Source organism: Amycolatopsis sp. NPDC114505 (assembly GCF_055633615.1).
Genome location: NZ_JBVKDV010000002.1, coordinates 1,753,955 through 1,767,214 on the forward strand (window position 1 = coordinate 1,753,955; position 13,260 = coordinate 1,767,214).

Annotated in this window: 11 protein-coding genes; 2 read left to right on the forward strand and 9 right to left on the reverse strand. The window is 70.9% G+C overall.

Annotation, left to right across the window (positions count from 1 at the left end; all coding sequences use genetic code 11):
• The first annotated feature begins 15 nt into the window (after window positions 1-15).
• Complete coding sequence (locus ACZ7OU_RS26150) at window positions 16-789, forward strand: MHYT domain-containing protein (RefSeq protein WP_470237457.1); 774 nt, start codon at window positions 16-18, stop codon at window positions 787-789.
• Here the strand turns inward: ACZ7OU_RS26150 and ACZ7OU_RS26155 are convergent.
• The 8 genes from ACZ7OU_RS26155 to ACZ7OU_RS26190 form a co-directional block, all read right to left on the reverse strand.
• On the reverse strand, window positions 779-1,165 hold the full coding sequence (locus ACZ7OU_RS26155) for an ester cyclase (RefSeq protein ID WP_470257107.1): 387 nt from the start codon (window positions 1,163-1,165) through the stop codon (window positions 779-781). The genes ACZ7OU_RS26150 and ACZ7OU_RS26155 overlap by 11 nt on opposite strands.
• Before the next feature lie 61 nt (window positions 1,166-1,226).
• Window positions 1,227-3,614 carry a DUF7617 domain-containing protein gene (locus ACZ7OU_RS26160; RefSeq protein ID WP_470257108.1) on the reverse strand — a complete coding sequence of 796 codons (2,388 nt, stop codon included), beginning with the start codon at window positions 3,612-3,614 and terminating at the stop codon, window positions 1,227-1,229.
• 590 nt (window positions 3,615-4,204) lie between these two features.
• Complete coding sequence (locus tag ACZ7OU_RS26165; RefSeq protein WP_470237454.1) at window positions 4,205-4,903, reverse strand: GntR family transcriptional regulator; 699 nt, start codon at window positions 4,901-4,903, stop codon at window positions 4,205-4,207.
• 95 nt (window positions 4,904-4,998) lie between these two features.
• Window positions 4,999-6,522 (reverse strand): beta-N-acetylhexosaminidase, encoded by a 1,524-nt coding sequence (locus tag ACZ7OU_RS26170; RefSeq protein ID WP_470257109.1) that lies wholly within the window; start codon window positions 6,520-6,522, stop codon window positions 4,999-5,001.
• Window positions 6,522-7,340 carry a carbohydrate ABC transporter permease gene (locus ACZ7OU_RS26175; protein WP_470257110.1) on the reverse strand — a complete coding sequence of 273 codons (819 nt, stop codon included), beginning with the start codon at window positions 7,338-7,340 and terminating at the stop codon, window positions 6,522-6,524. Before ACZ7OU_RS26175 ends, ACZ7OU_RS26170 begins: the two co-directional genes overlap by 1 nt.
• Entirely contained in the window at window positions 7,337-8,278 is a 942-nt protein-coding gene (locus tag ACZ7OU_RS26180) for a carbohydrate ABC transporter permease (protein WP_470257111.1), read from the reverse strand. Before ACZ7OU_RS26180 ends, ACZ7OU_RS26175 begins: the two co-directional genes overlap by 4 nt.
• Before the next feature lie 70 nt (window positions 8,279-8,348).
• A complete protein-coding gene (locus ACZ7OU_RS26185; RefSeq protein ID WP_470257112.1) occupies window positions 8,349-9,632 on the reverse strand; it encodes an extracellular solute-binding protein in 1,284 nt (427 codons plus the stop codon).
• A 105-nt stretch (window positions 9,633-9,737) separates the two neighbouring features.
• Window positions 9,738-10,901 (reverse strand): carbohydrate-binding protein, encoded by a 1,164-nt coding sequence (locus ACZ7OU_RS26190; RefSeq protein ID WP_470257113.1) that lies wholly within the window; start codon window positions 10,899-10,901, stop codon window positions 9,738-9,740.
• A 193-nt stretch (window positions 10,902-11,094) separates the two neighbouring features.
• Here ACZ7OU_RS26190 and ACZ7OU_RS26195 point away from each other — a divergent pair, with 193 nt between their 5' ends.
• Window positions 11,095-11,886 (forward strand): HTD2 family dehydratase, encoded by a 792-nt coding sequence (locus ACZ7OU_RS26195; protein WP_470257114.1) that lies wholly within the window; start codon window positions 11,095-11,097, stop codon window positions 11,884-11,886.
• 6 nt (window positions 11,887-11,892) lie between these two features.
• Here the strand turns inward: ACZ7OU_RS26195 and ACZ7OU_RS26200 are convergent, their stop codons facing one another.
• Window positions 11,893-13,251 (reverse strand): MFS transporter, encoded by a 1,359-nt coding sequence (locus ACZ7OU_RS26200; RefSeq protein WP_470257115.1) that lies wholly within the window; start codon window positions 13,249-13,251, stop codon window positions 11,893-11,895.
• Window positions 13,252-13,260: the final 9 nt, after the last annotated feature.

Consider the following 13,260-nt stretch of genomic DNA (forward strand, 5'->3'; position numbering starts at 1 on the left):
CGGGAAAGGCTGATCATGGAACACTTCGCGCTCGGGCACTGGCTGCTGGTGCTGGCGTACCTGACGTCCGTGGTGGGTTGCGCGCTCGGGCTGGCGTGCGCGGTCCAGGCCCGCCACGCGGCGACCTCCCGGCACCGCATGCGCTGGCTGGTGCTGGCGGCGATCTCGATCGGCGGCGTCGGCATCTGGCTGATGCACTTCGTGGCGATGCTCGGGTTCAGCACCCCGGGAATGCCGGTCCGCTACGACGTCTTCCGCACGGTGCTGTCGGCGATCCTTTCGGTGTCGGCGGTGTTCGCCGGCCTCGTGGTGGTGGGCGGCCGCGCGAAGTTCGGCTGGTGGCGCCTCGCCCTCGGCGGCGTGATCACGGGCCTGGCGGTGAACGTCATGCACTACACGGGAATGTCGGCCCTGCGCGTGAAGGGCGATTTCACGTACGAAGGCGGCCTGGTGGCGCTGTCGGTGGTGATCGCGGTGGTGGCGGCCACGGCGGCGCTGTGGTTCGCGGTGTTCCTGGACCGACTGTCCCTGCGGCTGCTGGCGGGTTTCGTGATGGGGGCGGCGGTGACGGGCATGCACTACACGGGCATGGCGGCGGTCCGGATGAACATGGACATGAACGCGGCCGATCCGGCTGGGGTGGAGGTGTTCTCGTTCCTGTTCCCGGTGTTCGTGCTGGCGGCGGTCGCGATGGCGGTGCCGTTGTGCGCGGTGTTGATGGCGCCGGCGATCACGCCTGAGGCTGCTGCGGCTGCTTCGGTCTCGAAGGATGAAGCGGTCACGGTGTGAGCTGGTCGCGGATGGCGTCGGTGTCGATGAGGGACCAGATCTCGGCGATCTTGCCGTCTTCGTAGCGGTAGAAGACGTGCTCGGCGAAGGAGATCGCCTTGCCGGCGGTGGGTAGGCCGCGGAAGTCGTCGACGGGAGTGCAGTCGAACCGGATGCGGCAGGCGACCTGGTCGTCCTGGACGACGAATCCTTCGATCGCGTAGTGCAGATCGGGAATCTCGGCGGCGTCCTGCCGCAGGAGGGCTTGGAAGTCTTCGATGGTCAGCGTCCGTCCGTTGTGGACGACGGGGTTGTGAGCGAAGTCCGTGAGGTCGGCGAAGCGCCGTTCGTTCAGGCAGGTGAGGTAGGCGCGGTAGCGAGCTTCGAGATCGGGCATGAAGCCAGTCTGGCAAACGGCCCGCGGGGAACCCACCCCGCGGGCCGCTCACCTCAACCCCCTAAAGGATGCAGAGCAGCGAACACGCCTTCGCCGATGACCAGCCCGTGTGTGACGGCGGTGTCCCCGGGGGAACGTTCGCCGGCACGTAACTCACCTTCGCCTGGTTCGTGATCGGGAACAGGTTCAGCAACGCGTACGTCGAGCAGTACACCTGCTTCGACGCCCCCGCCGCCAGGGTGAACGGGCCCGTCTGGCACGACGGCTCCACGGTGTCCACCACCTGCGCCGACGTGATCCCGACCGGGCCGAGGTTCGTCACCGTGATCCGCCAGTACGCCGTCGCGTTCAGCAGGCCCAGGAGACCGACCCCCGCCTGCTTCGCCCACGGTCCCACGCCACCCGGGCTGCATTTCGAAGCCGTCGACGACGTGCAGATCTCCTTCTCCACCTTGACGTTCGGCGTGCACGACGCGCCCGGGGCCACCGGGAGCGTCACCGTGTTCGACGTGAACGAGCCCGTCGAGTCCGTGCCCGTCGCCGTGTTCGCCACCGACGCAACCGCGCAGTCTGTCGCGATCGTCGTGCGGAAACACAGCTGGGGCGCGTCGCCCGCGTAGTCGACCACCAACCGGCCGCTGAAGCCCGTTCCGTTGTGCAGCACCAACGTCGTCGTCACGGTGATCGACGGGTGCGCCGCCACCGACACACCGGTCAGGTCGACCGAGCCGTCCGGGGCGAAGCCCGGGGTCGGCACCGTCGCTCCGCCCTGGTCGACCACCGTCACCCGGGACGCCGCGAAGTCGACGTTCGCCGGGTCGACGCCCGTCAGCCGCGCCGCCGTGTACCCCTGGACGTGTGAGCCTCCGTCGCAGTAGAAATCGCCCGGTCGCAGCGTCACCTGGCCGCCCGAACGGACGCACGGCGTCGCTCCCGTCGCCGGGTCCATCGAGAACAGCACGCCCGCGTCGCCGAGGCCGATCAGGCAGCCCGACGGCGGGTCGTACGTGTAGCCGTAGTCCCGCGTCACCCCGCCGTTCGCCGACGGGTGCGTGATCGGCCCGGGCAAGCCCGCGCACGCCGCCCCCGTCGCCCAGTCGTGGCACAGCGTCGCGCCGGCGTACGGCCCGCCCCAGATCGGCACGTAGCTGCGCACGTGGCCGTTCGGATCCGTGACGACCTCGGGGTTGAAGAAGATCACCCCCGCGGGCAACGCCGTGATCGGCGGGGCCGGCAGCACCGACCCGTCGAGCGCGTAACACGTCGTCACGGTCGTGTTGACGCTCGTCGACGAGCACGCGCCCACCGGGACACCGGTCGTGCTGAACGCCGTGTACGCGTTGTAGGTGTAGTTGCCCGCCGGTCCCGTCGGGCGCGACGAGGCCCAGCCGGCGCACGCCGTGGCCGTCGCCGGGTCGAAGCAGCCCAGTGACGGCTGCTGCGCGGTGTTCGGGCTGGACGTCGACGCGAACACCTTGCCCGCCACCAGGGTCAGCGCGCCGTAGACGTACGGCTGGTTGGCGGCCGGGACGATCGGCGCGTACGGCTGGCCGCCGCAGGCGCTCTGCGTGGCGATGGTCCAGCAGACGACCGCGCCGCTGCTGACGAGGCCGTAGAGGTTGCCGCCGCTCTGCAGCAGCCCGGTGATGCTGGTGACCGGCGGCGACCCACCGGTGGGGGACAGCGCCCAGTACCCGCAGTTGGCCGAGGCCGCCATGTCGAGGCAGCCGACGCCGACCGAGCCCGCCGTGACAGCCGGGTAGTAGACCTTCGCGGGCGCCGCGGGGTCGCGCACGTACTGCTCGACCATCGTGCTCGCGATGTCCCCGGCGCCGAGGGTGCCGAGCGGGCCGGGCGCGGTGTTGAGCACCTTCGGCCACGGGCCGCCCGGACAGCGCTGCCCGGTGGCGAGGTCGGTGCACACGACCTTCGGCGACGTCGCGCCGAGGTGGTGGTAGATGTTCCAGGCCTGCAGGACGCCGCCCGGGGTGCGGTAGAGGATCGGCGTGAAGCCGTCGCCGCCGGTCGCGGTCGTCACCGCCTGCACGGGCGGGGTGAGCGCGGCGGACAACGACGTCGCGTCGGGCCCGGCGTCCGGGTTCGTCGCCCGCACGGCGGTGACGCCGGACGCGGGTTCGGTGCCGGTGAAGGTGCTGCCGTCGGTGGACCACGACGGCGTCCACCCGGGCGGCGCGTGCAGCGAGCCGGGCTGGAACGCCTGGCCCGCGCCGACGGCGTCGGTGATGGTGGCGGCGCCGGACCCGGTGGCCTGGTCGTCGTAGCCGATGACCCAGTCGGCGGTGGCCCCGTGGGCGGCGGGGGATCCGGTGCCCTGCACGGACTTCGTGAGCCCCGAGACGGCAGCGGCCTCGGCGGTGGTGGGGAGCGCGACGGCGGCGGCCGCGACGAGCACCAGGGGCAGCACTGCTCCCAGCATGCGTCTTCGCATGAATGGTCCTCGATTCTTTCGCAAACGGTTGGTCCCAGAAACGGTTTCCTGGCCGAAGGAAAATCGTATGCCGGACCGGGAGTGCGTTGAAGCGCACTCACCCGGGCGCCAGAAAGGCGAAGCCAACAGCTCAGTTCGTTACCGATGCGAAATGGTGTGGACCTGGTGAGGCGAGGGAGTTTCCGGCCGAGGGTCACCCGGATGCACCTGGAGCGTCACTCGTTCGGGTAACGAGTGGACGCTAAGAACTCTCGTTTCCGGCGGTTGCGAAGAATTATTTTCCGAAAACGTATTCGGTGCGGATCCCGCCGGCTGTCCGCGGTCGGCACCGTCCAGGCGATGGCCGGGTCGCACGACGCTCCGCAGGGCGGTCACGAACCCGGCCGGATCGAGCGCGAACCGGACCGGGTCGGCGATCGCGTCCACGCGAGCCGGCGAACCGTCGAGCCACGCGTGGATCGACCACGCGAACGGGTAGCTCGCGCCGGGACGCCCCTGCGCGAGCGGAACCGGGCGCCCACCAGCCGGCGCACCTGCTCCGCTTCGACGGTCACGCGCCGGGGGAGCGGACCGAGATCAGGCCGGGCGCCTCAGCCCGATTCGGCGTCGAAGCGCAGTTTCGACGTGATGCGGTACCGGTCGCCGCGGTACACCGAGCGGGTCAGCTCGACCACCTGCCCCGTCGTGTCGCGCGTGAGCCGCTCGATGTGCAGGATCGGCGCGTACACCGCGATCTCGAGCAGCTCGGCCTGCTCCGGGTTGGTCACCGCCGGCTCGATCGTCTGCACCGCGTCCTGCACCACGATCCCGAACCGCTCCCGCAGCAGCCGGTAGAAGTTGCCCGATTCCAGGTCCGCCGGGGACAGACCCGGGACCAGGGACGCCGGGAGCGCCAGCCGCTCGATCGCGATCGGCTCGTCGTCGACGTGGCGCACGCGCGTGACGCGCAGGACCGGCGCCCCCGGCTCGCGCTCCAGGTCGGCCGCCAGGGACCGCGTCGCGGCGGAGATCCCGAACGCGACCACCCGGCTGGTCCAGTGTCCCTCCGCGGGTGGGACGGCGAGTCCCGTCGCCAGTTCCTGGGTCACCTTCTGCGGGCTGGTGAACGTTCCCCGCCCGCGCTGGCGCACCAGCAGCCCGGTGCGGGTCAGCTCGTCGATGGCCGCCCGGACGGTCGGGCGGGACACGCCCAGCTCCGCGGCGAGGTCGCGTTCGGACGCCAGCCCGGTGCCGGGGCCGGCGTTCTCGATCACCTTCAGCAGGTGCCGCCGGACGCGGTCGCGTTTCACCGTGGGCGGGCGGTCCGCCGGCTCGTCCTCTTCTTTCCGGGGGCTCCGAGTGGCGGAGGCCCCGGCCCGGGGCGAAGGCCCGGATGGCACAGCGGTCAAGGCACCGTCTTCCCGGATACGGGGACCGCGCCGGCGAACCGGACGCGCTCCTTGGGCAGGGCGTCCAGGGCGCGCAGCCGTTCGAGGTGACCGGTCAGGCGCTCCTGGAAGTCAGGATAACGGCGGTCCGGCGGCGACCACGCGCGCTCGGCCAGCGCGCACAGCCGCGGGAACGCGAGGTGGCGGACGTGGTCGGGGGTCGGCGCGTGTTCGGTCCACAGCTGGGCCTGCGTGCCGAGCACCCCGGGCCGGGTCCCGTCGCTGACCGGCAGCCCGCCCTCCAGGGGGTCGAAGCGGTAGACGTCCTGGAGTGTCGTGACGTCCTGGCGCGGCGGCTCGCCGGGCTCCTCGCTCTGGCGGTAGTCGAAGTACGTCGACGTGTGCGGTGCCATGATCACCTGGTGGCCGCGGGCGACGGCGAGGGCGCCGTGCGCGGCGTCGCGCCAGGCCGTGACGACCAGCTCGGGCGGCAGCCGGCCCGCGGCGTGGCCGGTCTCGTCCCAGCAGACCGCCTGCCGGCCGAGATCCGCCAGCAGCGCGTGCAGCTCGCCCAGGAACCACGGGTGCAGCTCGGCGGTGTCGGTCAGCCCCAGCTGCGCCGCTTTCGCCAGCGCGACCGGGTTCGACGCCCACTGCGTGGTCGGGCACTCGTCGCCGCCGATGTGCAGGTGCCGCGCCGGGAAGACGTCCGCGACCTGCGTGAGCACCTCCCGGCAGAAGGCGAACGCGCCGTCGTGGACGCCGAGGATGTCCGGGCTGATGCCCCACGCCGTCCACACCGGGAGCGTGACGTCCGGCCGGTTGCCCAGCTCGGGGTAGGCTGCCAGCGCCGAGCGCACGTGCCCGGGCAGGTCGATCTCCGGCACGATCCGCACGCCGCGGTCGGCCGCGAACGCGACGAGGTCGCGCAGCTCGCGCTGGGTGTAGAAGCCGCCGTGGGGGACGCCGTCGTAGACGCCGCTGCCCGCCGCCCCGACCATCGACTCGGTGCGCCACGCGCCGATCTCGGTGAGCCGCGGCCGCCCGTCGATTTCGATCCGCCAGCCCTGGTCGTCGGTGAGGTGCAGGTGCAGGACGTTGTACTTGTGCAGGGCCAGGACGTCGACGAACTCGCGGAGGAACTCCAGCGGCAGGAAGTGCCGGGCGACGTCCAGCAGCACGCCGCGCCAGGGCAGCCGGGGCGTGTCGCGGACGTGCAGGCACGGCAGCCGCGGCGGCCCGTGCAGCGGCACCAGCTGCCGGAGGGTCTGCACGCCGTTGCGCAGGCCCGCCTCGGTCGACGCGGTGAGCAGCGCGTCCACCGGCGTGACGTCGAGTTCGTACCCCTCGAGCCCGAGCTTCGCCTCCGGGACGAGGTCGAGGCGGATCGACGGGCCGTGGTGGATCGTCGGCCGGGGCAGGTAGCCGGCGAGGAGGCGGGCCGCGCGCTCGGCGCCGTGGCTCGCGAGGACGCGCAGTCCGCCGGCGGGCGCGAAGGTTCCGGCGCGGCGGGTCAGCCGCGCGGGGCGGGGGATGATCATCAGCCTTTCACCGCGCCCGCGGTCATGCCTTCGACCAGGTGGCGCTGCACCAGCGCGAAGAAGATGACGACCGGCAGCGCGAACAGCGTCGACGCGGCGATCAGGCCGCCGTAGTCGGTGCCGGTGCTGGTGCTGAACGAGACCAGCCACACCGGCAGCGTGTAGCCGGAGCTGTCCTTCATGATCACGTACGCGAACAGGAAGTCGTTCCACGCCGTGATGAACGCGAACACGCTGGTCGCGATCAGGCCGGGCAGCACCAGGGGCAGCAGGACCGAGCGCATCACCCGTGCGCGCGTCGCGCCGTCGACCATCGCCGCCTCCTCGAGTTCGACCGGGATCCCGTGCAGGAAGCCGCGCAACGTCCAGATCGTGAACGGCAGCACGAGTGCCACGTACGTCAGGATCAGCCCGAACAGCGTGTCGAGCAGGTGCGCGCTCTTCAGGCCGAGGAACAGCGGGATGACCAGGGCGGGCACCGGCACCATCTGCAGCACCAGCACGCCGATCAGGAAGCTGCGGCGGCCGAAGAACCGGAAGCGCGTCAACGCCGTCGCGGCCAGGAAGGCGACCACGATGGACAGGGCGACGACCGCGACGACGACCACCGCGCTGTTGGCGAGGTCCCGCACGAAACCCGGTTTGGCGAGGGCGTCGGCGAAGTTGTCCAGCGTGACGTCGATCGGCAGGAACTGCGGCGTGGGCTGGAGGATCTTGCCCGCGGGCTTGAACGCCGTGAGCACCATCCAGTACACCGGGAAGATCCACACGAGGCAGAAGACGGTGGCGACGGCGTTGCGGCCGATCCGGCGGATCACAGGTCCTCCCCGGAGCGGACGAGCCGGCGCACGTACACGGCGGTCATGCCGACGAGCAGCGCGACCGAGACGACGGCGATCGCGGCGCCCTGGCCGAAGTCGTTGCGGCTGAAGGCCCGGGTGAACGTCCAGATGCCCAGCGTTGTCGTGCCGTCGTTCGGCCCGCCCTGGGTGAGGATCCAGATCTGGTTGAACACCGTGAAGTCCCAGATCACCGAGAGGATGGTGACCAGGCCGAGGATCGGCTGCAGGAACGGGAACGTGATGGTGCGGTGCACCCGCCACGGCCCGGCGCCGTCCAGCGCCGCGGCTTCGTAGTAGGAGCGCGGGATCTGCGACAGGCCCGCGTAGAGCGTGAGCGCAACGAACGGCACGGACTGCCATACGACCAGCAGCCAGACCAGCGTGAACGCCGAGGTCGGCGACGTCGTCCAGTCGTGCTGGGTGAGGTCGCCGAAGCCGGCCTGCGTGAGCAGCCAGTTGACCACGCCGTAGCCGGGCTGGAAGAGCCATTGCCAGACCAGGGTGGACGCCACGTTCGGCAGCGCCCACGCCGCGATCAGGCAGAGCGTGACGGCGGTGCGCATGCCCCGGCCCAGGCGTTGCAGCAGCAGCGCGACGCCGAAGCCGATGACGAGTGTGCCGAGGACCAGCGCCGCGCAGAACCCGACGCTGCGGGCGAGGACCGGGAGGAGCTGGTCGTCGCCGAGGACGGCGGCGTAGTTGTCGAAGCCCGCGAACGTCGTCGTGCCGGTGAACAGCGACCGCAGGCCGTACTTCTGCGTCGAGATGACGACCAGGCGCACCAGCGGATAGCCCAGGACGAGCCCGAGCAGGACGGTCGCGGGCAGGAGCAGGCCGTAGGGCAGCAGGGACCGTCGCCGGCGCGGCGTCGCCGGTCTCGGCGGGGCTTCAGGCGGTGCTTTCACCAGCAGCACGAGGACTCCTTCGCGGAAAGGGGCGGGGCGGCCCGGTTGGGGACGGCAGTCGGCCGGGCCACCCCGCCGGTCAGCGGGCGCTCAGGGCCTCGGTCAGGTGAGCGTCGAAGTCCTTGGCGGCGTCGGCGATCGGCCGGCGTCCGGTGGCGATGTCGGCGAAGAAGGTGTTGATCGACTTGTCACTCTCGATCGTCGCCCAGCCCGGTGCGGCCGGGGTCGCGACGCTGGTCTTGGCCGCGGTGGCGAAGGCGGCGTTGACCGGCGGCAGGGTGGGCGTGATCTCGTCGATCAGCTCGGTGGAGACGGGCGTCCAGCCGTCGATGCCGACGATCGCCTGGCGCTGCACGTCGGGGCTCGTCGCGGCCTTGAGGTAGGCCAGCGCGAGGTCCTGGTTGTGGCTCTTGGCCGCGACGACGAGGTCGGACCCGCCGAGGAACACCGGCTGCGTCTTCCCGGGGGTGGCGCTGGGGAAGGGGAAGGTGCCGAGGTGGTCCTTCAGCTCCGGCTTGTTCTTCACGACGGTGTTGACGCTCGTGTCGAGGATCGCCCCGGCGCCGCCGGCGGAGAAGATCGCGGCCTGGTCGGGGGCCTTGGTGTCGACGTTGCGGGACGCGGGGGAGGAGTAGGCGTTCTGGAAGTCCTTCCAGGCCTGCAGGCCCTTCTGCGCCTCGGGGCTTTCCAGTGCCCCGGTCCACTTCCCGTCCTTCTGCGTGGCGAGCTGACCGCCGGCGTCCCAGACGAACTGCAGCGCGCCGTACCAGTACTTGCCGGGGAAGTGGAAGGCGGAGTAGTCGGCGGCGGGGTGCTTGGCCTTGATCTTGTCGAGGTCCTGGGTGAGTTCCGTGAAGGTCTTCGGCGGCGCGGTGATCCCGGCGTCGGCCCAGACCTGCTTGTCGTAGATCACCGAGCGGTTGCCCGCGAACAGGGGCGCGCCGTAGAGGTTTCCGTCCACTGTGGCCGGTCCGGCGAGTCCTTCCAGCCAGTGCTGCCCGGCCGAGAGCTCGTCGCGGTGCGGGGTGAGGTCGGTGAGCGCGCCGTTGGCGGCGAAGAGCGGGACGTTCGTGTTGCCGATCTCGATGACGTCGGGCGTGTTGTCCTGCGCCAGGGCGGTGCTGATCTTGGTGTTGATGTTGTCCCACTCCTGGATCTGCACGGTGACCTTCGCGCCGGTGGCCTTCTCGAACGCGGCGTTGATCGCCGCGGTGGCCTTGTCGGACAGGTCGCCGTTCATCAGCCAGACGGTCAGCTGCCCGCCCCCTTGAGCGGCGGGGGCGGCGGGGGTGTCGGTGCCGCAGGCGGCACTGGCGGTCACGGCGGCGACGGCCAGTGCGGCGGCGAAGGTGCGTCTGCGCATGGAAGTTCCCGGGAGTGAGGTAGCGCGGAAGATTGCGTGGGGTGGCCGCGGCCCGGGCTGGTCCCTGGAACCCGGGCCGCGGCCGGATCTGTGTGGTGCCGGGGGTCAGCAGTGGCCGAGGTCGGCCCACTGCGCGGTGAGCCCGGGCTCGGAGCCCTGGGTCCACCAGTTCGCCTGCCAGAGGTGGGCGTTGTGCTTGACCCGCTGGCCGCCGAGGTACACCGTGCCCCAGTCCCATTCCGCCGCCGTCGAGCAGTTGGCGGGCTGGGACGGCGTGGTGGGTGTCGTGGGCGTGGTCGGGGTGGTGGGCGTCGTGGTCGCCGGCGTCGTGCATCCGTTCACCGTGTCCACATGGGACGTTCCGGCGGTTCGGTACGAACCCGCGCGGGCGACGGCGTCCGACGGCGACACCACCTGGTTGCCCGCGTAGTACGTCCAGTCGACCTGCTCGGTGTAGACGCTGTTGCCGCTCGTGTGCCCGGCCGTGTCGATGAACCACATGTTGTAGTTGATCGACATCGGCGTCCGCGGGGTCACCGGGTCGCCCTGGGCGTCGGTCGTGTGGTCCGCGGTGAGCTGGCCGTCGATGTAGTACTTGACGTGCCCGCCCGACACCTGCGTCACGATGTCGTGCCAGCCGGCGAAGCTGCGGTTCTGCGCGGTGGACGTGCGCAGGCCGTCCCACGTGGGGTTGTTCCAGTAGGTGTACCAGCTGGTCTGGTAGTTCGCGGTGGAGCCGCCCCAGCCGCCGTTGGGCAGGTACTCCGAGAAGTCCAGCTCGCTGTAGAGCGGGTCGCGGTCGTACCGCAGCGGCGAGATCGTGAAGTACGTTTCGTTGACGTGGTCGCCGTCGGTGCCGCTGTCCGGCGCGTCGGTGAAGCGGACCCGGCTCGCGTACGTGCCTTCGAAGAACCGCAGCCGGTTCTGGTACATCTCGGAGTGCGTCGTGCCGGCCGCGCTGCCGTCGGTGCTGGCGGCGAGCTGGGCGACGCGCTCGCCGTTCACCGTCGGGAAGCTGACGTTGCTGGTGAGCCAGCGCGCGCCGGCCACACCGGGACTGCCGACGTCGTTGCGGGTGGTCCAGCCGGCGCCGCCGAACGCGGAGTCGGTGGGGGAGGCGTAGTGGAAGTCGTCGAACAGCACACCGCAGTCGGCGGCCGCCGCGGCCGGCGGGCTGGCGGCGGCCCCACCGGAAAGGATCAGGGCCGTCGCCGCCACGGTCGCGACGCTCGTCAGTGCTGCTGTGGTGGTCCGGATTCTGCGGGACATGGGTCTCCTCCTGAGGATGGCCGTCCGCCGGGAGAGCTCCCTGATTGGTCTAGACGAATCAGGTGGCGAGGACTTTCCTCCTGACCATTGGTCATGTCAAGACCGCCACAGAACTTACCTTTGGTAATTTTCGCAGGTGCCGGCCCGGATGGTAGGAATCGAACGCAGCCGACGAACCGGGAACGGGGTGACCATGACGACGTCCGATGTCACCGAGCCGATCCTGCCCGGGCCCGCGCACGCCTTCGCGTCCCTGCTCGACGTCCCCGTGCCGGACGACGCCCTGCCGCTGCTGTGGCACTGGTTCTACCTGCTCGACCGCCCGGCCCAGGCCGACCTCGGCCCGGACGGCCACCCGGTCCGAGGCGCGACGCCGGGCCCGGGACGGCGGCGCATGTGGGCCGGTGGGCGCGTCCGCACGCCCGGTGCGCTGCGCTTCGGCGAGCCCGCCACCCGGCGGTCGGAAGTCCTCGCGGTGCGCGAGAAGGAGGGCCGGTCGGGGCCGCTCACGTTCGTCACGGTGGCGCACCGGATCACCCAGGCGGGCCGGCTCGTGGTCGACGAGGAGCAGGACCTCGTCTACCGCGCCGGTTCCGCGCTCGACACCCTCCCGGACGACGGCCCCGAGGTGCCGCCGTCGCCAGACGAGTGGTCGATCGACGTGACCCCGACGCTGCTGTTCCGCTTCTCTGCGTTGACCTACAACGCCCACCGCATCCACTACGACCGCGACTACAGCCGCGACGTGGAGGGGTACCCGGGGCTGCTGACGCACGGCCCGCTGCAGGCGGTCGCGATGGCGGAAGCCGCCCGGGCCCGCGGCGTGGACGGCGCGCTGGAGTTCGAGTACCGGCTGGTGGCGCCGCTGTTCGACCACCAGGGCCTGATCGTCTCCACCGCGCCGGGGGAGGAGACGACGACCGCCGCCCGCGACCGGCACGGTCGGCGGACGGCGATCGGCACCCTGCGCAAGCCGCGAGGGTGAGGCCATTCAAACCCCGGCCGGCTTCACCTCCGGAGCCGTCTGGGCGAGCCGCGCCGCCCGCGTCCGGGGGCCGAACGCCGCCAGCACCAGCGCGCCGACCAGCCACGTCCCCGCGATGAAGAAGAACACGCTCCGGTAGCCGCTTCCGTTGTACAGCGCGGCGACGATCAACGGCCCCACCGCGTTGGACAGCCGGCCGAGCCCGTAGGACACGCCCGTGCCCAGCGACCGGCCCCGCGTGTCGAACAGCTCGGGCGAGTAGGCGTACCCCAGGGCCGTGTACCCGCGCTCGAACAGGTTCACCAGGAAGCCGAACACCACGATGAGGATCGGGTTGAACGTGAGCCCGTAGAACAGGCCGCACAGCGCGATGACCGCGCCGAACGCGACCAGGCACCACTTGCGCTCGAACCGGTCCGTCACCAGCGCCGCGAGGTAGGACCCCAGCGGCGCGCCGACCGTCGTCAAAGCCACGTAGAACACCGACTTCTCGACGCTGAAGCCCTCCTTGGCCAGCAGCGTCGGCGCCCAGCTCGAGTAGCCGAAGAAGCCGATCGTCTGCGTCACCCACAGGACCGTCAGCAGCAACGTCGGCATCAGGTACTTCTTCTGCAGCAGCAACCGCAGCGGCGCCTTGGCGACCGTGGCCTCCTCGATCGGCGGCGCCGGCTCCGGCAGCGGGCCCTTCTCCGCCGCGACGCGCTCCTCGATCTCCCGCAGCACCGCGTCCGCCTTGGCGTGCTCGCCCCGGCTCTCGTACCAGCGCGGCGACTCCTTCAGCTGCCGCGTGAACAGCACCAGCAGCACGCCGAGCGCGCCCCACAGGTACACGAGCCGCCACGACCAGGAGTTGATCGGCACCACGGCGCTCGCGATCAGGTTGGTCACCGGCGTGCCGCAGATGCCGATCACGATCGCGTAGGCCTGGTACTTGCCGCGGCTCGCCGCCGGGTACAGCTCGCTGACGTAGATGACCGCGACGACCGTCATCGCCGAAAGGCCCGCCGACGTCAGGATGCGGAACACGCCGAGCGACACGATGTCCCAGGAGAACACCGCGGCGAAGGAGAAGACGCCGAACCACACGGTCGTCCACATGAGAGCGTTCTTCCGGCCCCAGCGGTCGGCGAGCTTGCTCGCGATGATCGACCCGAAGAACATGCCGACGAACGACAGCGAGGTCACGTAGGCGACCTGGTTGACGGTCACGCCCCACAGCTTGATCAGCTTGGGCGCGGTGGTGGCGAAGCTGTTGATGTCCGCGAACTCGAAGAAGTAGGCGAACGAGACGGCGAGCAGGGTGACCTTGTGGAACCGCGAGATCGGCAGGCGGTTCAGCCGGTTGAACGCGTTGGCGTGCTGCATTGCATGCCC

What these genes read in the sequence shown, in the direction of transcription:
- ACZ7OU_RS26195 (WP_470257114.1), top strand. Translation starts at nt 11,095, where the DNA reads ATGACGACGTCCGATGTCACCGAGCCGATCCTGCCCGGGCCCGCGCAC.
- ACZ7OU_RS26150 (WP_470237457.1), top strand. Translation starts at nt 16, where the DNA reads ATGGAACACTTCGCGCTCGGGCACTGGCTGCTGGTGCTGGCGTACCTG.
- ACZ7OU_RS26170 (WP_470257109.1), bottom strand. Translation starts at nt 6,522, where the DNA reads ATGATCATCCCCCGCCCCGCGCGGCTGACCCGCCGCGCCGGAACCTTC.
- ACZ7OU_RS26185 (WP_470257112.1), bottom strand. Translation starts at nt 9,632, where the DNA reads ATGCGCAGACGCACCTTCGCCGCCGCACTGGCCGTCGCCGCCGTGACC.
- ACZ7OU_RS26160 (WP_470257108.1), bottom strand. Translation starts at nt 3,614, where the DNA reads ATGCGAAGACGCATGCTGGGAGCAGTGCTGCCCCTGGTGCTCGTCGCG.
- ACZ7OU_RS26155 (WP_470257107.1), bottom strand. Translation starts at nt 1,165, where the DNA reads ATGCCCGATCTCGAAGCTCGCTACCGCGCCTACCTCACCTGCCTGAAC.
- ACZ7OU_RS26190 (WP_470257113.1), bottom strand. Translation starts at nt 10,901, where the DNA reads ATGTCCCGCAGAATCCGGACCACCACAGCAGCACTGACGAGCGTCGCG.
- ACZ7OU_RS26200 (WP_470257115.1), bottom strand. Translation starts at nt 13,251, where the DNA reads ATGCAGCACGCCAACGCGTTCAACCGGCTGAACCGCCTGCCGATCTCG.